The following is an 18,358-nucleotide window of genomic DNA, read 5'->3' as shown; positions in this document are numbered from 1 at the left end:
GGCGCGGGTCCACCGAACGGTGGATGCGCGGATCAACCGGGCCCGGACGCGACGGTCGATGTGGCAGCGTGCGGCGCGTCCGTAGCGTCGCGGCATGACCGCGTTGGACGTACGACACCTGCACAAGCGCTACGGAGACCACGTCGCCGTCGACGACGTCTCCTTCACCGTCGAGGAGGGGGAGATCTTCGGCATCATCGGGCCCAACGGGGCCGGCAAGACGACGACCGTCGAGAGCATCGCCGGCCTGCGCACGCCCGACTCCGGCTCGATCTCCGTGCTGGGGCTCGACCCGGTCGCGGACCGGGCCGAGGTCCGCGAGCGGCTCGGCGTGCAGCTCCAGGAGAGCAGCTTCCCCGACGCGATCAAGGTCGCCGAGGCGCTCGACCTCTACAGCTCCTTCTACCGGGACCCCGCCGACTGGCGCGAGCTCCTGGAGCTGCTCGGCCTCGCCGAGAAGCGCAGCACGCCGTACAAGGCGCTCTCCGGCGGGCAGAAGCAACGGCTCTCGATCGCGGTCGCCCTGGTCGGCAACCCGAGGGTCGCGATCCTCGACGAGCTCACGACAGGACTCGACCCGCAGGCGAGGCGGGACACCTGGGGCCTCATCGAGCGGGTGCGCGACACGGGCGTCACGATCCTCCTCGTCACGCACTTCATGGACGAGGCGGAGCGCCTCAGCGACCGGATCGCGGTCATCGACCGGGGCCGGGTCGCCGCGGTGGACACGCCGGAGGGGTTGATCGCGCGGTCGAGCGCGGTGCAGCAGCTCCGGTTCCGCGTCAGCCGGCCGCTGGACGAGAGGGTCCTCACCGAGCTGCCCGAGGTGTCTGCCGTCGAGGTCGACGGGGGCCGCTGGCTGGTCACCGGCTCCGGACCGCTCGTGAGCAGCGTCGCCGGGGCGCTCGCCAGGGCGCAGGTCGTGGCGGAGGAGCTACGCGTCGACCAGAGCACCCTCGACGACGCGTTCGTGGCCTTCACGGGACGGCCTCTGGAGTCCCCGGCATCCTCCGAGAGGAGGGTCGACCGATGACCGCGACCACCGCTCACCGCCTCGGGTCGCGTACCCGCCTCAAGATGGTCACGGTCGAGGCGAAGCTCTTCGTCCGCGACTCGGCCACCGTCCTGTTCGGCGTGCTGTTCCCGGCGGGGCTCCTGCTGGGGCTGGGGGCGGTCCCGGCGCTCCGGGAGCCGTCGCCGGAGACGGGCGGGCTCCGGGCCATCGACGTCTGGGCGCCGACCGCGCTCGTGTTCGGGATGGTGATGATCGCCGTGCAGCACGTCCCCGCGGTGGTCGCGACCTACCGCGAGCGCGGCATCCTGCGCCGGCTGTCGACCACTCCGGCGCACCCGCGGAGCGTCCTGCTCGCGCAGATGGTCGTCGCGTTCGCGTCCGTGGTCGTCTCCGCGGTGCTCCTGATCGTCGTCGCCTGGGCGGTGCTCGACATCGCGCCGCCCGAGCGGCCCCTGGAGTTCGCCGTCGCGTTCGTCGTCGGCTATGCGGCGCTTCTCGGGATCGGCATGATCTCCGCGGCCGTGGTCCGCACGAGCAGCGCCGCGAACCAGGTCGGCACCATCCTGTTCGTCGCGCTGATGTTCTTCGGCGGCGCCTTCCTGCCCCGTGTCCTCATGCCCGACGTGCTGCGCGCGGTGGGTGAGCTCGTCCCACCCGGACTGCAGGCCCTCACCGCGGCGTGGTCCCCCGCGGCGGGCGAGGTCACCGCCACCGCCGGTGGCCAGCCGTTCTGGCTGCAGATCGCCATAATGGCGGGGATCGCGGTGAGCGCGAGCGCGATCGCCGCAAAGCTCTTCCGCTGGGAGTAGGTGTCGATGACGCGGGATGCCGGGGACGGTGTACGCCCGAGCTCCGTGACGCTCCAGTCGTCCGTCACGGCAGAGGCGGAGGCCACGAACCGCTCGCGGTTGGCCTGGAAGCGGGAGCAGCTGCGGGTCTGGGACCTCCTGCAGCTGTGCACGCCGTGGCTGCTGCTGACGATCTCGACCGTGATCTACTTCGCGCGGGTCCTCCCGGCCTCCGGCGAACCCCTCTGGCCCGAGGGCGCCACGGTCCTCGGGCTGGTCGTGGTCTCGGCGCTGTGGGTGCTGTTCCGCCAGACGCTGCCCCTCAGGAGGAGGGCCCTGGGGCCCGTGGCGGCGGGCGTCTACTTCGTCGGGCTGCTCGCCCTGTGCGTCGCCCTCATGACGTACTCCGACGTCTTCCTCGTCTTCACGGTGGCCGGCTTCTTCCAGGCGTACCTGCTCAGGCCGTGGCCGGTCGGGGTGCTCGGCGTCCTGCTCACGTCCGTGGCCCTCAACGGCTCCGCGATGCGCGTCTGGGACGACCCGAGCGCGGAGACGCTCGCGGAGTTCCTCCTGATCGTCGCCGTGCAGACGGCCGCGATCGGCGTGGGCATCCTCCTGACGGCGCGCAGCGAACCGGAGGAGCGCAAGCGCGAGGAGCTCGTCGAGCGCCTGGAGGCGGCCCTGCACGAGAACGCCGGGCTCCACGCGCAGCTGGTCGCCCAGGCCCGGGAGTCGGGGGCGCAGGACGAGCGGCAGCGTCTGGCGGGCGAGATCCACGACACCCTTGCCCAGGGTCTCGCCGGCATCATCACCCAGCTCCAGGCCGCGGAGCGGTCCGCGGGCGCGCGGGGCGAGAGCGACGAGCACGTCACGCGGGCGCTGCGGCTCGCGCGCAGCAGCCTGGCCGAGGCCCGGCGGTCGGTGCAGGCGCTCGCCCCACAGGAGCTCGGGAGCGCGCACCTTCCCGACGCGCTCCGCACGCTGGCCGAGCGCTGGTCGCAGGACGAGGGGACGAGGGCGCACGTGGAGGTCACCGGTGCCCGCGTGCCCCTGAGCCCGGCGATCGAGGTGGCGCTCTTCCGCGTCACGCAGGAGTCGCTGACCAACGTGGCGAAGCACGCCGGGGCCTCGCGCGTCGGTGTCACGCTGTCGTACACCGGTGCCGAGGTGCTGCTGGACGTGCGCGACGACGGACGCGGGTTCGCCCGTGAGGACGGCACCGGCTTCGGGCTGACGAGCATGCGCCAGCGCATCCGAGGCGTCGGCGGTCACGTCGAGGTGCAGAGCACGCCGGGCGAGGGGACGTCCGTCAGCGCGCGCGTCCCGGCCATCGCCCCCGGCGGCACGAGAGCAGAGGAGACCGACCGATGATCCGACTGGTGATCGTCGACGACCATCCGGTCGTGCGGGGCGGCCTGCGCGACACCTTCGCGGGCGCGGACGACATCGTCGTGGTCGGCGAGGCCGGGGACGGCGCCGAGGGCGTCGACCGTGCGACGGAGCTGTCGGCGGACGTCGTGCTGATGGACCTGCGGATGCCCGGGACGGACGGCGTCGCCGCCACCGCGGCCTTGCGCGAGCGGGCCCCGGAGACCCGCGTGCTCATCCTCACCACCTTCGACAGCGAGAGCGACGTGCTGCCGGCGATCGAGGCGGGCGCGACCGGCTACCTCCTCAAGGACGCGTTGCCCGACGAGCTGATGCGCGCGGTCCGCGCGGCCGCGCGTGGCGAGCCGGTGCTCGCGCCGTCGGTGACGCAGCACCTCATGGGCCAGGTCCGAAGGCCGGGCGCCGGCACGCTGACCGAGCGCGAGAAGCAGGTGCTGCAGCTCGTCGCGAACGGCAGCTCGAACCGCGAGGCCGCCGCCGCGCTGTTCATCGGCGAGGCGAGCATCAAGACCCACCTGCAGCACGTCTACGACAAGCTCGGCGTGCGGGACCGAGCGTCGGCGGTCGCCGAGGGCTACCGCCGTCGCCTGCTCACCTGACGCCCGGGTGCCGGCCGGCGCCCGGGCGTGCGTCAGACGGGGACGGCGGTGGTCGGCGCGGGGCGGGCCGCGACCGAGCCGTGCCCAGCGACGTCGACGCCGGCCGACACGACGACCGGCACGCCGTCCGTGACCTCGACCGTCGAGACGGACGCGTTGGGCAGCGCGACGAGCCCCGTCGGGTCGAGCGTCGCGAGCCACGCGCCGAGCGTGAGCCCGTGCCCGACGACGAGCACGTGCCGGTCGAGCGTCGCGCCCGGGCGGGCGGCGTCGTCGTGCGCGGCGACGATGCGCGTGAACACGGCGCGCACGCGCGCCATGAACTCCGCGCCCGGCTCGCCGCCCCCGACGCCGGGGTGCGTGCCCGCGAGCACGCGCGGCACGAGCTCGGCCCAGGGCTCGACGGCGTCGAGCTGCGTCTCGGGCCGGCGCTCGAACGAGCCGAACGAGAGCTCGCGCAGGTCGTGGTCGACCGTGAGGGGCAGGTCGGGGTGGTGCCGCAGGATCTCCATCGCCGTGAGCACGGCGCGGCCCTGCGGCGAGGAGTAGACGGTGTCGAAGTCGTGCCGCGCGAGGTGCTGCGCGGTGACGCGCACGCCCGCACGCCCCGTGCGGGTGAGGGGTGAGTCGCACGACCCCTGCAGGTGGCGGCGTGCGTTGAGGTAGGTCTGCCCGTGCCGTACGAGCGTGATCGTCAGGGTCATCGTCGCTGTGCCCTCCGGTGGTCCCGGTCTTCTGGTCACGCCCGACGCTAGGGCGTCGGGGTTTCGGGGGGACGGCGACGAGGTGACGATCGTGTGGCCGCGCGCGGAACGGCTCGGCGCCCACGCGCCGTTGCGCACCTCGGGCCGCGGAAGGTCCGTACGCAGCGTTCGGTACGGCGACCTCTGCCGGTGACGGAAGGCGGGTCTCAGAAAGTGCGGCCGGCCACGTGCGGACGGAACGACGCCGACAGGATCGTGCGCAGACGCTCGGCGGGGAGAGGCGCCCCGTCGTCCGCGAGGTAGTCCTTGCTGAAGGTCTCGAGGTCGGCGGCGTAGATCGTGGTGTACGCGCCGGACTCGGGCTCGAACCGCCAGGACTCGGCGAGGCTCCCGGCATCGACCGGCTCGAACCCCAGCGTGTCGACCAGCTCGGAAGCGGCGCGCTTGGCGCTGGTGTCGTCGCCGGCGACCGCGAGCCCGGACCGATCCGGCGCATCCGCGGGCCGCGCGAGCGACGGGATGTGGTGGGCGACGATGTTGTTGAACGCCTTGACGACCACGGCACCCGGCAGGATTGCCTGCTCGTACTCGGCCGTGGTCATGGCACCCGAGTCGAGGTCCTCGATCCGCCCGTCGCGCGACGGGTAGTAGTTGCCGGTCGAGAGCACGATCTTCCCGTCGAGCGCGTCGGCAGAGAGGGCGTCATAGGCCGACAGCGGGACGGCGAGGACGACGATCTCGCCAGTTCTCGCCGCCTCGTCGACCTCCCCTGCCCGAGCCCTCCCACCGAGCTCGCCGACGAGGTCGGACAGCGACTGCGGACCGCGGGAGTTCGCGATCAGCACCTGGTGGCCCGCGGCGACCGCGAGCCTGGCGATGCCGGCACCGATCGCGCCGCTGCCGATGATTCCGATGTTCGTCATGTCGTCGTTCCCTTCGGACGGTCACGGGGACCTCGAGCGCTGCTGCGTCGCATCGGACCACGTGTCGGTCGCCGTTGACGGCTAGCGCGCGCCGGACGGCGCGCTAGATGTACGCTGTAGCGCGTACATGGCAATGTACGCGCAGATGTGTACATGACGTCAACCCGTCGAGAGAGGAGACGTGAAGATGGCCAGTCGCCTGGCGAAGCCGCTCACGATTCCTGCCGCGGACGAGATCGACCTCTTCGAGGTCATGGCGGCGCTGGCAGACCCCGTTCGACGCGCACTCGTGGCGTACATAGCCGCCGATCCGGGTACGTCGTGCAGCACCGCCGACTTCGGTGTGTCCAAGTCGGCGCTGACGCGGCACTGGCGCGTGCTCCGGGAGTCGGGGCTGATCCGCCAGGAGGTCGACGGCACACGCCATCGCAACTGGCTTCGCCGCGAAGAGCTCGACAGCCGCTTTCCTGGCCTGGTGCCGCTGGTTCTCAAGGAGCTGTCCGTCCTGCCCTCCGACGCGAGTATGCACGGTGCGATCGGTTCTTCTGCTGGCGACTGGGCGCGGTAGGACGACTGACCGCTCACGACCGGGGTGATCGGTCGCTCCTGTGTGCCGTGCGGGAGACGGGTCCGCCATCGGGCCTGCGGCTCGCGGCGACGGGGCCCGGAGGTGCCGACCCAGGGGCTCCGTGCGATCCTGCGACGAGCGAGCGTCGCACCCGGGGGAGGGGCCGTGACCGGACCGACGGACGAGACGACGGGCGGACCCGCGGTCGCCCCGGAGGGCGGCGAAGGGCTTCCCAAGCGCCGCGTCTACGTGATCTTCGGCGGGCTCATGCTCGGCATGCTCCTCGCGGCGCTCGACCAGACGATCGTCGCGACGGCGCTCCCGACCATCGTCTCGGACCTCGGCGGGGCGGAGCACCTCTCGTGGGTCGTCACGTCCTACATGCTCGCGTCGACCGCGACGACGGTCCTGTGGGGCAAGCTCGGCGACCTCGTCGGGCGCAAGCCGTTGTTCATCGCCTGCATCCTCATCTTCCTGCTCGGCTCGGTCCTCGCCGGGACGTCGACGACGATGGGCCAGCTCATCGCGTGGCGCGCCCTGCAGGGCGTGGGCGGAGGCGGTCTCATGGTGCTGTCGCAGGCGATCGTCGGCGACATCGTGCCCCCGCGCGAGCGCGGCCGCTACCAGGGGTTCTTCGGCGCGGTGTTCGGTGTCTCGTCGGTCGCCGGACCGCTGCTCGGCGGGTTCTTCGTCGACAACCTCTCGTGGCAGTGGGTGTTCTACATCAACGTCCCGCTCGGCATCGCGGCGCTCGTGACGGTCGTCGCCGTGCTTCCGCGCATCGCCGCGACGAAGCGGCCGAGCATCGACTACGCGGGCATCGTCCTCATCGGCGTCGTCGCGACGGCGGTCGTGCTCATCACGAGCCTCGGCGGGACGACGTGGGGGTGGAGCTCGCCCGAGGTGTACGGGCTCGCGGTCGTCGGCGTGCTCGCGCTCGTCGCGTTCGTGCTCGTGGAGCAGCGCGCGAGCGAGCCGGTGCTGCCCCTGCGGCTCTTCCGCAACCGGGTTTTCTCCTCGGCGTCGGTGATCGGCTTCGCCGTCGGCTTCGCGATGTTCGGCGCCATCACGTTCCTGCCGCTGTATCTGCAGACGGTGAAGGGCTCGACCCCCACCGCGTCGGGCCTCCAGATGACGCCGATGATGCTCGGCCTGCTGCTCACCTCGATCGGCTCGGGCCAGATCATCTCGCGCACCGGGCGGTACAAGGTCTTCCCGATCGTGGGCACCGCGATCACGGCCGTGGGGCTGTACCTGCTGTCGCTCATGGGGCGCGACACCTCGACCCTGCAGGCCGGGCTGTCCATGTTCGTCTTCGGGCTCGGGCTCGGCATGGTCAACCAGGTCCTGATCCTCGCGGTGCAGAACGCCGTCGAGTACCGCGACCTCGGCACGGCCACGTCAGGGGCGACGTTCTTCCGGACCGTCGGCTCGGCCGTCGGGGTCGCCGTGTTCGGCACGATCTTCGCGAACCGGCTCGGCGCGAACCTCGTCGCGGGCGTGCCCGCCGACGCGCAGGGCCCGTGCGACCCGGCGGCGCTCGCGGCGTCGACCGCCGGGCTCGCGCAGTGCCCGCCCGACGTGCAGGACTGGTTCCTCGACGCCTACGCGGCCTCGCTGCACACGGTGTTCCTGTGGGCCGTGCCCGTCGCGGTCGTCGCGTTCGCGCTCACCTGGCTCCTGCCCGAGACGACGCTGCGCGGCACGTCGCGCGACGCCGGCGCCCCCGACCCGGCCGAGGTCGCCGGGCACTCCGCGGGCGAGGCGTTCGCCCTCCCGTCGAGCCGCACCTCGCTCGAGGAGCTCCGTCTGATCCTGTGGCGGCGCGTCGGAGCGCGCGACCCGCTGGCCGTGTATCGCGTGATCGCCGGGCAGGTAGGCCTCGGGCCGGGGGAGTGCTGGATGCTGACGCGCGCGTCCCTCAAGGGGCCTCGTTCGGTGCTGAGGATGGCCGAGCGGTCCGGGCAGCCCGAGGAGCGGGTGCGCGACGTCGCCCGGTCGCTCGCCGGGCGGGGCCTCGTCACGCTCGACGGCGACACGGTCACCGCGACCGAGGCCGGCCTGGCCGCCGCCGAGCGGCTGCGCGAGGCCGAGCGCGAGCGCCTCGCGACGTACGTGGCCGGCTGGGACCACGAGCCCGCCGTCGACGAGCTCGTCCGCCGCGTCGCCGAGGAGCTCCTCGCCGACCCCGAGCCCGCGCGCTGAGCGGTCAGGCGTTCGCGGGGACCTCGTCGCGCTCGCGCCCGTCGCGGGCCGGCTCCGGGGCGTCTGCCGCTCGGACCTCGTCGGCTCCCCCGGCCGCGGTCGTATCGGTCGCGGCCGCCTCGCCATGGCCCGACGGCGACGGCCACGGCTCGTCGGCCTGCTCGTCCCCGCTGCGGCGGACCGGCCCGGCATACCGGTGGACGACGACCGCGAGCGGAGCCACGAGGACGCCGCACACCAGGCCCCACGCGAGCCCGGCCTCGAGGACGGGCAAGGTGCGCCCGACGTCGGGCAGCGCGCCGCCCGACGTGACGGTCGAGACCACGACGGGCACGACGGAGGCGAGAACCGCGCCGGCGACGCACGCGAACCACACGGCGAGCAGGAGCGACCAGCGGCCGGCCGACGGGGGGAGCCGCCGCGCGGCGAGGGCGGTGAGGGTCGCGACGACCACACCGACCACCACCGGCAGGGCGAGGGCGACCGGGTCGGCGAGGAGCGCGTCGCGGTCGACGGGGAGCTGGGCGGCGGGCAGCAGGACGACGTCGCGCGCGACCCCCCACGTCGACTGCGGGTCGACGGCTCCCGTGACGAGCGTCCGCGTGATGCCGACGCCGGCCCAGAGGACGGCCGTCGCCACGCCGGTGGTGAGCGCGACGGGCCAGGTGCGCACCGTCGTCAGCTGCCGGGTGTGCCGCGTGCCGGCCGGGTCGTCGCGCCGGTCCAGGAGCACGCGCGTCACGACGACCGCGAGCCCGACCAGAAGCCCGTTCACGAGCCCCCAGTACCCGCCGAGCGCGGCGGCGACGAAGCCCTCGACCGTGTCCGCCGTCCAGGGCAGGGGAAGCGTGACGCCGGCGAACCACGCGACCGAGCCGGCGAGCACGGACGCGCCGACGACCGAGAACCAGACCGCGAGGAACACCGCCCAGCCGCCGGTCGCCGTCGGCAGGCGCCGCAGCGCGAGGGAGGTGCCGACCGCGACGACGGCACCCGCGAGCGCCGCCGCCAGGACGGTGCTCCCCGACACGGGTTCGCCGCCGGCCACGAGACCGGTCGGGTGGGGCAGCAGGGCCCGCACGACCGCGCCCGGCAGGACGGGCGACGAACCGCCGGACAGCCAGTCGGCGGCCTGCCCGGTGACGACCCACAGCACGGTGGTGAGCAGCCCGGCGACGACGACGGCGGGGGCGGTCCTCGATGACGGCATCCTGCGAGGGTAGTGGCACCGCAGGGCGCCGTGCACCGACCCAAGGTCCGTCGGCTTCCGGGCCGTCCGCGCCCGGGGAGAGGTCCCCATGGTGCGCGGACGGGTCGTTCCGCTACGGTCGACCGGCACGGACGGCCGACGGACGAAGGAGCACGGCGTGAGCCAGGGGATGTGGGGCGCTGACGTCGAGGACCTGCGCAGGTTGGCCTCGGACATGAGCGCTGCGGGCGACCGGCTGCGGTCCGTCGGTTCGACGATCACGCCGCTCGTCTCCGGCGGTCGCTGGCAGGGGCCGGACCAGCAGCAGTTCCTCGCGGACTGGACCAACATCGGGCGGCCGGCGCTCCAGAGCGTCGCCGACCTGCTCGCGACGCAGTCGGACACGTTGCGCGGGCACGCCGACCAGCAGGAGACGACCTCTGCCGCGGGCGGTCCTGGCGGTCCCGGGGGCCCGTGGGGCCCCGGCGGCCCATTGGGCCCCGGCGGCCCGGGGGGACCCGGCGGTCCGTGGGGGCCGGGCGGCCCGTGGGGTCCCGGTGGCCCGCAGAGCGGCGACGACGGTGGCGGCTTCCCGGACTGGATCGACGACATCGTCGGCGGCATCGGCGGGCTCGCCGACGCGACGCTCGGAGCGCTCGACGAGTTCGACATCTTCACGGCGCCCGGCTGGGCGACCGGTGGCCTGAGCGTGCTGGGGATCGGGCTCGGCATGCTGCAGTACGTCGAGGGCGTCACCGAGATGACGAACGGCTTCCTCGACGGCAACGGGTGGGCGATCGGCGACGGCGCGATCTCCGCCGGGCTCGGGGGAGCGGGCGTGATCACCGGTGGTCTCGGGCTCGCGGCGGCGACCGGGTTCCTCGCGTCCAACCCCGTCGGGTGGGGCGTCGCCGCGGGCCTCGCGGTCGGCGGCCTCGCGTGGTGGGGCCTGCAGGAGCTCACGCCCGACGGCATGGAGACCACGGAGTGGATCGCGACCTGGCCCGGAGAGGTCGCGAACTTCGCGGGTGACGTCGGGTCGAACGTCGCCGACTTCGCGGGCGACGCGTGGGAGTCCGCGGGCAACGCGGCCGAGGACGTCGTCGACGGCGCGGCCGAGTTCGTCGACGACGTCACCTCGCCGCTGAGGGACCTCTTCTCCTTCGGCTAGATTCGGCCGTAACCGCGACCGTCCCGCCTGCACGACCCTGAGACGCACCGACACCACCTGGAGAGACCGTGGCTGCACCCAGCACGTTCCCGCTGACCACCTTCGAGCTCGCGGCGCTCGTCGCGCTCGCGCCGGGGCCGGCGGCGACGCAGTCGGCGACGTCGTTGCGGATCCCCGACCCGGCGACCGACCCGCAGTCCAAGCGTGCAGGGCTCTCGTCGCTGCTCGTGCGCGAGCTGGCGACGATCGAGGGCACGCAGATCCGGGCCGACGGGCTCGCGGGCGCGGTCGCGGGCGCACTGACCACCGCCGAGACCTGGGTCGAGGTCGGCGTCGCCCGTCGTGAGAGCGCCGACGCCGCCGTCCTCGTGGGCACCGCGAAGGGCGCGCTGATGATCACGCCGCGCGGGTACGACGTGTGGAACACGCTCGCCGTCGCGCAGGGGACCGACCTCGTGGAGGCCGGCGTCGACCTCGCGGCACGCGGCGTCGACGTCACGCCCGACGGCGAGCCCGTCGCCGTCACGGTCAAGGTGGTCACGCTCGACGGCAGCACCACCGCGAGCGCGCACCGGGACGCGGACGGCGCGTGGCAGGTCGCGCTCGAACCCGCCGACGCGGAGGGCCGGCTCACCGTGCAGCCCGACGCCCCGGCCGACCAGGCTGCCGCGCTCGCCCGCGTCCGGGACGCGCTGCGATGAGCGGCCACGGCCCGTACGGGCAGGTGGCCGGCCCGCCGCCGCCCGACCCCGCCCGCGCGCGCAGGCTGCGCACGTTCGCCGGCTGGCTGACCGTCCTCGCGGTGCTGTTCCTCGTCGTCCCGGTCGTGGTCGTGCTCGCCGCGCCGCCGGACGACGGCGGCCGGTGGTTCGGGGCCGCCACGGCCCTCGCGCTCGGGGTGTTCCTGCTGTGGGCGCTGGTCAAGGTCCGCACGTCGGCCGCCTGGAAGCAGGCGGCCGCGCAGCGCGCGCAGGAGCGCGGGCGACCGCACGCCTGAACCTCGACCCCTGGGCGAGGCCGCGCCGACCGAGGAGCGATGAGTTCTCGACGGACCGGGCGTCTGCACCGACGAGACCGCCGCACCCGCGGCGCGCGAACCACGGCGATGCGGAGACGACCATGAGCGAGCGCAAGACCTACACCCTGGACGTGCCCGGCGCCGTCCTCACCTACGACGTGTGGACGCCCGACGCCGCGGGCGACCTGCTGCCCCTCGTCGTCATGGGCTCGCCCATGGGAGCGTCCGGGTTTGAGCAGCTCGTGGCGCTGCTCGACGACCGCGTCGTCGTCACGTACGACCCGCGCGGCGTCGAGCGCAGCACCCTGGCCCCCGACGGCGAGGTGTCGGTCGAGCAGCACGCGGACGACCTGCACCGGGTCGTCGCGGAGCTCGGTCTCGGCCCGGTCGACGTCTTCGGGTCGAGCGGCGGCGGTGTGGTGGGGCTGTCGTGGATCGAGCGGCACCCGCGGGACGTGCGGACGTTCGTGTCGCACGAGCCGCCCATCACGACGCTCCTGGAGGACCGCGACGTCGCGACGGCCGTCCAGGCCGACATCGTCGAGACGTACGGGCGCGAGGGCTTCGGGCCCGCGATGGCGAAGTTCATCGCGCTCGTCAGCCACCAGGGCACCCTCCCTGCGGACTACCTCGACCGACCCGCGCCCGACCCGGCCATGTTCGGGATGCCCAGCGAGGACGACGGCTCGCGCGACGACCTCCTGCTGGGCCGGAACCTCGCCACGATGCCGTCGTGGTCGCCGGACGGTGACGCCCTGCGGGCGTCGGGCGTGCGGATCGTGCCGGTGGTCAGCGCGGAGGGCGAGGGAACGCTGGCGTGGCGCGGAGGGGCGGCGCTCGCGGAGCTGCTCGGCACCGAGGCCGTGACGTTCCCTGGCGACCACGGCGGCTTCATGGTGAACGAGTGGTCTCCGGACAACGACCCGGCGGCGTTCGCCGGGGCGCTTCGAGAGGCGCTCGTCGGCTGACGACCCTCGTCGAGCCGAGCAAGACCGGGCGGTCGCCATCCGACAGATGGCGACCGCCTGGTCGTGTTTTGGCAGGTCGGACGGGGTCTCGTCGAGGCGCACCGCGAACGAGCGTCGATGGGCAGCGGACTTTTGCTTGTTGTCGACACAACTTTCGCCTACCTGTTGACATCGCCTCCTGACTGCGGTGTCATGAATCTCGTTGCCCCTGGAACCGACCGGGGGGCCGGGTGCCGTGCAGGGCAGCGCGACGTCCGGGCCGACGACCGAGCGGCACGCACCGACGCGTGCTCTGCGGGGCCTCACGAGGCCCCTGCCCTGATCCCCCGTTGACCCACCCCCCACCCTCGATCCACGTCCCCACAGCCAGGAGAGCGCTCGCTCGCGCGTCGTCGCGCGCGCACGCTCTCGCGCCCTGCCGGGACCGCACGACCGCGGCGAGCAGCCGAGCAGCCCGCTCGCCGTCCGGAAGGAGACCTCATGACCGACCCGACGACCGACGTCGTCCCGCCGCGCAAGCCGCTGTCGAGGCGCGCCCTGCTCGCTGGAGCGGGCGTCGTCGCGGCGAGCCCCGCGGCCGCGCTGCTGCTCGGCGCCCAGGGCAGCGTCGCCGCGATGCCCCCCGCGGCCTCGGCCGCAGCGGCCCCGCTCACGGCGAGCACGACCGTCCGCAAGATCACGATGTACGCCGAGCGGATCTCCGACACGCTCGTCGGCTACGGGTTCGAGCGCGGCAAGGCGACCGTGCCCGGGCCGATCCTCGAGATGTGGGAGGGCGAGACGCTCGAGATCACGCTCGTCAACACGACTGACCAGCGGCTCTCGATCCACCCGCACGGCGTGAACTACGACGTGAACAGCGACGGCAGCGCCTTCAACAACTCGTTCAACGAGCCGGGCCAGACGCGGACGTACACGTGGTCGACCGTCAAGATGGCGCGCGACCGCGGCATCTGGATGCCGGGCAGCGCGGGCTACTGGCACTACCACGACCACGCGTGGGGCGACCACGGCACGCAGGGGATCGCCGCGGGGCTCTACGGCGCGCTCGTCGTGCGCCGGGTCGGGGACGTGCTGCCGCAGAAGCAGTTCACGATGGTCTTCAACGACATGACGATCAACAACAAGGTCGCCCCGGACACGCCGCTGTACGAGGCGAACCTCGGCGAGCGCGTCGAGTTCATCTGCATCGGCCACGGGAACCAGCTCCACACCTTCCACCTGCACGCCCACCGCTGGGCGAACAACCGGACCGGCCTGCTCGCGGACCAGTACGACACGAGCCAGGTCGTGGACAACCGGGACCTCAACCCCGGTGACGCGTTCGGGTTCCAGGTCGTCGCCGGGCTGGGCGTCGGGCCGGGGGCGTGGATGTACCACTGCCACGTCCAGTTCCACTCCGACGGCGGGATGGCCGGCGTCTTCCTCGTGCGCAACGCCGACGGCTCGATGCCGGCGGGGGCGCAGGAGACCATCGACCGGTTCCAGGGCCACAGCCACACGATGTCGGCGCCACCCGAAGCACCACCGTCCGGCGCGACGGCCACGACCGACGGCGCCGCGGCCGGGGGGACCGGCCCGGCCGTCGTCGACCTGGGCGGACACGCCGGCCACTGATGCGGACGTGACGGGCCACCGGCTCGCCGCATCGCACGACCCGCACCCGCAGGACCCGCTCCCGGCCCGTCCGGGAGCGTCGCACCGAGGACGAAGGAGTTGCAGAGTGCTGTCCAGACGATCGACATCCCTGACGAAGGGACGCTCCCGACCGGGAGCACTACGGGCCCTGACCGTCGGCCTCACGAGCGCCGCGCTCATCGCGAGCGCCGCCGTGATCCCGGCGGCGGCGGCCCAGACCGGTGCCACGGCACCGACGAACGCCGCGGTGGCCTCGAAGGCCCTCACGACGGCTCCCCTCGCCACGGCCGCGGCGACCGCACCCGTGCGCGTGCTCGTCTTCCACGGCGCGCCCGACGAGCAGACCGACCCGGTCGTCGCGGCGACCGCGGCGCTGACCGAGCTGGGTGCCGCCAACGGGTTCGACGTCGAGGCGACGTCCGACCCCGCGATGCTCAGCGAGGCGACGCTCGGCGAGTACCGCGGCGTCGTCATGCTCTCCTCGGAGGGCATCGAGCTGAGCGGCGAGCAGGAGGCCGCGCTCCAGGCGTACATCAACACCGGCGGTGGCTTCCTCGGTGTGCGCGACGCCGCGCGCTCGCAGGAGACGTCGAAGTGGTTCGAGGGCCTCGTCGGCGCCCGGATCAAGGGCGCGACGATGACGGCGGAGAAGGTCGCCGAGGCGACCGGCACCGGCCGCAGCCCGGCCGGCGAGGCCCCGCCCAAGGCCGTCGACGGCGACCCCGGCACCAAGTGGCTGACGTTCGCCAACACGGGCCAGCTCACGCTGCGCATGGAGCAGCCCGTCGCGCTCGTGAAGTACGGCATCACGTCGGCGAACGACTCCGCGGGCCGTGACCCGAAGAACTGGAAGCTCCAGGGCTCGACCGACGGCCAGACGTGGGTCGACCTCGACACGCGCACCGACGAGGACTTCCCGCAGCGCTTCCAGCCCCGCACGTTCGACGTCGGGAACGAGACCGAGTACGGCTGGTACCGGCTGGACGTCACCGCGAACTCGGGCGACGCCGAGATCCAGCTCGCGGAGCTCTCGATCTTCGGCCCCGACTCCGTCGAGCAGCCCGACCCGGTGATCCCGGTCGAGGAGCGCACGGTGGACCTGGTCGACCGCCAGCACCCCGCGACGGCGGACCTCCCGCTCACGTGGGACCGCGAGGACAAGTGGCTCGACTGGTCCGAGGACCCGACCGGTGACGTGCACACCGTCGCGACGCTCGAGCCCGGCGCCGACGCCGGCCCCACGACCAACCCGTTCCAGCCCCTGTCCTGGTGCCGCGACTACGACGGCGGCCGCTCGTTCTTCACGGGCATGGGCGGCACGCCCGAGAGCTGGGAGGACGAGACGTTCCGCACGCACCTGCTCGGTGCGCTGCAGTGGACGACGGGTGTCGTGCGCGGCGACTGCCAGGCGACCATCGCGTCCAACTACAAGGCCGAGCGCCTGTCCCAGGTGAACACGCCCGGCACGCTGGACCAGAACGGCGAGCAGCACGGCCTGACGATCGCACCCGACGGCACGGTGTTCTACATCGGGCGCGGCGCGTGCGCGACCGGTCCGATCGTCCCGTGGAGCGACCCGAACGTGGGCCTCGGCTGCGGCACGATCCACCAGTGGGACCCGGAGTCCGGCGAGGCGAAGCTGCTCACGACGCTCGACGTCATGGGCAACCGCGGCAGCGGCGACGAGCTCGTGAAGAACGAGGAGGGGCTGCTCGGCATCGTGCCGGACCCCGACTTCGCGAACAACCACTGGCTCTACGTGTACTGGATGCCGCACGAGAACATCGACCGTGAGCGTCGCGTCGGCTACCGCACGGTCTCGCGGTTCACGTACGACCCGGCGACCCCGACGATCGACCAGAGCACGCGCGTCGACCTGCTCGAGTGGGAGACGCAGATCCACAGCTGCTGCCACGCGGGCGGCGGCATGGCGTTCGACGACGAGGGCAACCTCTACATCGGCTCGGGTGACAACAACTCGTCCGGCGGCTCGAACGGGTACTCCGGCAACAACTGGACGCAGGAGTACGCGGGCATCAGCTTCCAGGACGCGCGCCGTACCTCGGGCAACACGAACGACCTCAACGGCAAGATCCTGCGGATCCACCCGGAGCCCGACGGCACGTACACGATCCCGGAGGACAACCTGTTCCCGGTGGGCGAGTACCCCGCGGACAAGACGCGTCCCGAGATCTACGTGATGGGCGTGCGCAACATCTCGCGCCTGCAGATCGACCCCGACACGAACTGGCTCACCGCCGCCTGGGTCGGGCCGGACGCCGGCAGCCCGAACCCCGAGCTCGGCCCGGCCAAGTACGAGACCGCGACGATCATCACGTCCGCGGGCAACCAGGGCTGGCCGTACTGCATGGGCAACAAGCAGCCGTACCGTGACCGGAGCAACGAGGACGCGAGCGTCCTCACCGGCTGGTACGACTGCGACAACCCGAAGAACACGTCCCCCCGCAACACCGGCCTCGTGGACCTCCCGCCCGTGCGGGACAACATGATCTGGTACTCGCCGTCGGGCGGCGGGCCGGTCTTCCCGGACCGCGGCAACGGCATCCCGACGTACGAGGACGAGGACGCGACCTACACCATCCCGTGGCTGCGGGGTGGCGGCCAGGCCGTCATGTCCGGCCCGACCTACCGGCAGTCGCAGGTCGACCCGGAGTCCGACGTCGCGTGGCCCTCGTACTGGGAGGGCAAGTGGTTCATCGGTGACCAGTCGAACTCGAACAACCGCGTCGCGGTGACGGTCAACCCCGACACGGTCGACGAGGCGGGCGCCCCGGCGTTCATGGAGGACCTGCGCCAGATCATCCCGGGCGGTCGCGGTGACGGGCTGCTGCAGAGCTGGATGGACGCGAAGTTCGGTCCGGACGGCGCGCTGTACATGGTCGACTACGCGGGCGGCTTCTTCAGCCTCGACCCGAACCAGAAGCTCATGCGGATCACCTACCAGGGCGGGGCTCCGACCCCGGCCCCGGCGGCGTCCGCCACGAGCATCCAGGGCGACCCTCTGACCGTGCAGTTCACCGGTGAGCGTTCCGGTGGCGTCTCCTACCTCTGGGAGTTCGGCGACGGCTCGACCTCGCGTCAGGCCAACCCGAAGCACAAGTACCCCCGCATCGGGACGTACGAGGCCAAGCTCACCGTGACGTACGCGGACGGGTCGACGGCCACGGTCACGACCGACGGCTCGCCGTCGTGCACCCTGCCCGACGAGCGCCCGACGGTGTTCTTCGGCGACGTCGACTCCACGGTCGAGAACCTCGACCTGGGCGCCTGCACGATGAACGACCTGTTCCAGGACGAGAAGGAGTGGCGCACCCACGCGCGGTTCCTGGCGCACGTGGAGTCGGTCGCGAAGAGCCTGTACGACGACAGCCGGATCGACGAGCGCGAGCGCGCTCGCCTCGTCGACGCGGCGGCCCGGTCCCAGATCGGTGTGGACCCGGGCGGGTACCGCACGATCTTCGACGGCACCGAGGCGTCGCTGTACGACTGGTTCCAGGCACCGGGCGGGAAGTTCACGCTCGAGCCGGGCGGGTCGATCCGCTCGCAGGGCGGGCTGGGGATGCTCTGGTACGCGGGTGAGGAGCTGGGCGACTTCTCCGTCAAGCTGCTCTACCGCGACGTCTCGGAGGGTGACCACTACGCGAACGCCGGCGTGTTCACCCGGTTCCCGAACCCGAACGAGCCCGGCGACGTCGAGTGCGCCGAGGGTCAGTCCCCGGCGTGGGTCGCGATCTCGTGCGGTCACGAGATCCAGATCTACGACGGCCCGACGGGCGAGCCGCAGAAGACCGGCTCGGTCTACAACTTCGACCCGCTCGGTCTGAACACCGGCGGCGAGAAGCCGAAGGGCGAGTGGAACGAGTACGAGATCCGGGTGGTCGGTCAGCAGTACACGATCATCCGCAACGGCGTCGTCATCAACGAGTGGGAGAACTCGCCGGGACAGCAGTCGTCCCGTGCGGGCGACCCGCCGACCGACCTGCGCCAGTTCGACAGCGGGTTCATCGGCCTGCAGAACCACGGGAACTCGGACCTCATCGAGTTCCGTGACATCCGCGTGGCCGACCTGTAGGACCCGCACGTCCGGTGGTCCGCCGTCGTCCAGCACGACGGCGGACCACCGTCGACCGATCTCGCACCACAGACCTCGCACCAACGACGC

15 protein-coding genes are annotated in these 18,358 nt (G+C 72.7%); 12 read left to right on the top strand and 3 right to left on the bottom strand.

What is annotated here, in order from left to right:
- Window positions 1–94 precede the first annotated feature (94 nt).
- The 4 genes from ACMXGY_RS18990 to ACMXGY_RS18975 are packed head-to-tail and all read left to right on the top strand — an operon-like array spanning window position 95 to window position 3,791.
- Complete coding sequence (locus tag ACMXGY_RS18990; protein WP_483774522.1) at window positions 95–1,033, top strand: ABC transporter ATP-binding protein; 939 nt, start codon at window positions 95–97, stop codon at window positions 1,031–1,033.
- On the top strand, window positions 1,030–1,824 hold the full coding sequence (locus ACMXGY_RS18985; RefSeq protein WP_483774521.1) for an ABC transporter permease: 795 nt from the start codon (window positions 1,030–1,032) through the stop codon (window positions 1,822–1,824). The genes ACMXGY_RS18990 and ACMXGY_RS18985 overlap by 4 nt, the downstream gene beginning before the upstream one ends.
- 45 nt (window positions 1,825–1,869) lie before the next feature.
- Window positions 1,870–3,174, top strand: a complete 1,305-nt coding sequence (locus ACMXGY_RS18980) for a sensor histidine kinase (RefSeq protein ID WP_483774520.1) — start codon at window positions 1,870–1,872, stop codon at window positions 3,172–3,174.
- Entirely contained in the window at window positions 3,171–3,791 is a 621-nt protein-coding gene (locus ACMXGY_RS18975; protein WP_483774519.1) for a response regulator, read from the top strand. Before ACMXGY_RS18980 ends, ACMXGY_RS18975 begins: the two co-directional genes overlap by 4 nt.
- A gap of 32 nt (window positions 3,792–3,823) precedes the next feature.
- Here the strand turns inward: ACMXGY_RS18975 and ACMXGY_RS18970 are convergent, their stop codons facing one another.
- Both ACMXGY_RS18970 and ACMXGY_RS18965 read right to left on the bottom strand, forming a co-directional pair.
- Entirely contained in the window at window positions 3,824–4,495 is a 672-nt protein-coding gene (locus tag ACMXGY_RS18970; protein ID WP_483774518.1) for a histidine phosphatase family protein, read from the bottom strand.
- A gap of 206 nt (window positions 4,496–4,701) precedes the next feature.
- The gene (locus tag ACMXGY_RS18965) at window positions 4,702–5,418 is read right to left on the bottom strand and encodes an NADPH-dependent F420 reductase (RefSeq protein WP_483774517.1); all 717 of its coding nucleotides are present in this window, start codon (window positions 5,416–5,418) and stop codon (window positions 4,702–4,704) included.
- A 187-nt stretch (window positions 5,419–5,605) separates the two neighbouring features.
- Here ACMXGY_RS18965 and ACMXGY_RS18960 point away from each other — a divergent pair, with 187 nt between their 5' ends.
- Together ACMXGY_RS18960 and ACMXGY_RS18955 are read left to right on the top strand one after the other, a co-directional pair.
- Window positions 5,606–5,986, top strand: coding sequence for an ArsR/SmtB family transcription factor (locus tag ACMXGY_RS18960; RefSeq protein WP_483774516.1), 381 nt, complete (start codon window positions 5,606–5,608; stop codon window positions 5,984–5,986).
- A gap of 165 nt (window positions 5,987–6,151) precedes the next feature.
- Window positions 6,152–8,191 (top strand): MDR family MFS transporter, encoded by a 2,040-nt coding sequence (locus tag ACMXGY_RS18955; protein ID WP_483774515.1) that lies wholly within the window; start codon window positions 6,152–6,154, stop codon window positions 8,189–8,191.
- A 4-nt stretch (window positions 8,192–8,195) separates the two neighbouring features.
- Here the strand turns inward: ACMXGY_RS18955 and ACMXGY_RS18950 are convergent, their stop codons facing one another.
- Window positions 8,196–9,401 (bottom strand): hypothetical protein, encoded by a 1,206-nt coding sequence (locus ACMXGY_RS18950; protein WP_483774514.1) that lies wholly within the window; start codon window positions 9,399–9,401, stop codon window positions 8,196–8,198.
- 157 nt (window positions 9,402–9,558) lie between these two features.
- Here ACMXGY_RS18950 and ACMXGY_RS18945 point away from each other — a divergent pair, with 157 nt between their 5' ends.
- The 6 genes from ACMXGY_RS18945 (at window position 9,559) to ACMXGY_RS18920 (ending at window position 18,268) form a co-directional block, all read left to right on the top strand.
- The gene (locus tag ACMXGY_RS18945; protein WP_483774513.1) at window positions 9,559–10,551 is read left to right on the top strand and encodes a WXG100 family type VII secretion target; all 993 of its coding nucleotides are present in this window, start codon (window positions 9,559–9,561) and stop codon (window positions 10,549–10,551) included.
- Window positions 10,552–10,619: 68 nt separating this feature from the next.
- Window positions 10,620–11,252 carry a hypothetical protein gene (locus ACMXGY_RS18940; RefSeq protein ID WP_483774512.1) on the top strand — a complete coding sequence of 211 codons (633 nt, stop codon included), beginning with the start codon at window positions 10,620–10,622 and terminating at the stop codon, window positions 11,250–11,252.
- Window positions 11,249–11,548 carry a hypothetical protein gene (locus ACMXGY_RS18935; protein WP_483774511.1) on the top strand — a complete coding sequence of 100 codons (300 nt, stop codon included), beginning with the start codon at window positions 11,249–11,251 and terminating at the stop codon, window positions 11,546–11,548. Before ACMXGY_RS18940 ends, ACMXGY_RS18935 begins: the two co-directional genes overlap by 4 nt.
- 122 nt (window positions 11,549–11,670) lie before the next feature.
- Window positions 11,671–12,537, top strand: coding sequence for an alpha/beta fold hydrolase (locus tag ACMXGY_RS18930; protein ID WP_483774510.1), 867 nt, complete (start codon window positions 11,671–11,673; stop codon window positions 12,535–12,537).
- Window positions 12,538–13,017: 480 nt separating this feature from the next.
- Complete coding sequence (locus tag ACMXGY_RS18925; protein ID WP_483774509.1) at window positions 13,018–14,154, top strand: multicopper oxidase domain-containing protein; 1,137 nt, start codon at window positions 13,018–13,020, stop codon at window positions 14,152–14,154.
- Between the two features lie 106 nt (window positions 14,155–14,260).
- Window positions 14,261–18,268, top strand: a complete 4,008-nt coding sequence (locus ACMXGY_RS18920; RefSeq protein ID WP_483774508.1) for a ThuA domain-containing protein — start codon at window positions 14,261–14,263, stop codon at window positions 18,266–18,268.
- Window positions 18,269–18,358: the final 90 nt, after the last annotated feature.

Source organism: Cellulosimicrobium sp. G4 BAM 1002 (assembly GCF_057126935.1).
This window is presented reverse-complemented; position numbering and strand designations above follow the sequence as displayed.

Bases quoted from the DNA above. Each gene is read 5' to 3' on its own strand.
- ACMXGY_RS18970 (WP_483774518.1), bottom strand. From the start codon at position 4,495: ATGACCCTGACGATCACGCTCGTACGGCACGGGCAGACCTACCTCAAC.
- ACMXGY_RS18935 (WP_483774511.1), top strand. From the start codon at position 11,249: ATGAGCGGCCACGGCCCGTACGGGCAGGTGGCCGGCCCGCCGCCGCCC.
- ACMXGY_RS18990 (WP_483774522.1), top strand. From the start codon at position 95: ATGACCGCGTTGGACGTACGACACCTGCACAAGCGCTACGGAGACCAC.
- ACMXGY_RS18930 (WP_483774510.1), top strand. From the start codon at position 11,671: ATGAGCGAGCGCAAGACCTACACCCTGGACGTGCCCGGCGCCGTCCTC.
- ACMXGY_RS18950 (WP_483774514.1), bottom strand. From the start codon at position 9,401: ATGCCGTCATCGAGGACCGCCCCCGCCGTCGTCGTCGCCGGGCTGCTC.
- ACMXGY_RS18975 (WP_483774519.1), top strand. From the start codon at position 3,171: ATGATCCGACTGGTGATCGTCGACGACCATCCGGTCGTGCGGGGCGGC.
- ACMXGY_RS18925 (WP_483774509.1), top strand. From the start codon at position 13,018: ATGACCGACCCGACGACCGACGTCGTCCCGCCGCGCAAGCCGCTGTCG.
- ACMXGY_RS18960 (WP_483774516.1), top strand. From the start codon at position 5,606: ATGGCCAGTCGCCTGGCGAAGCCGCTCACGATTCCTGCCGCGGACGAG.
- ACMXGY_RS18985 (WP_483774521.1), top strand. From the start codon at position 1,030: ATGACCGCGACCACCGCTCACCGCCTCGGGTCGCGTACCCGCCTCAAG.
- ACMXGY_RS18965 (WP_483774517.1), bottom strand. From the start codon at position 5,418: ATGACGAACATCGGAATCATCGGCAGCGGCGCGATCGGTGCCGGCATC.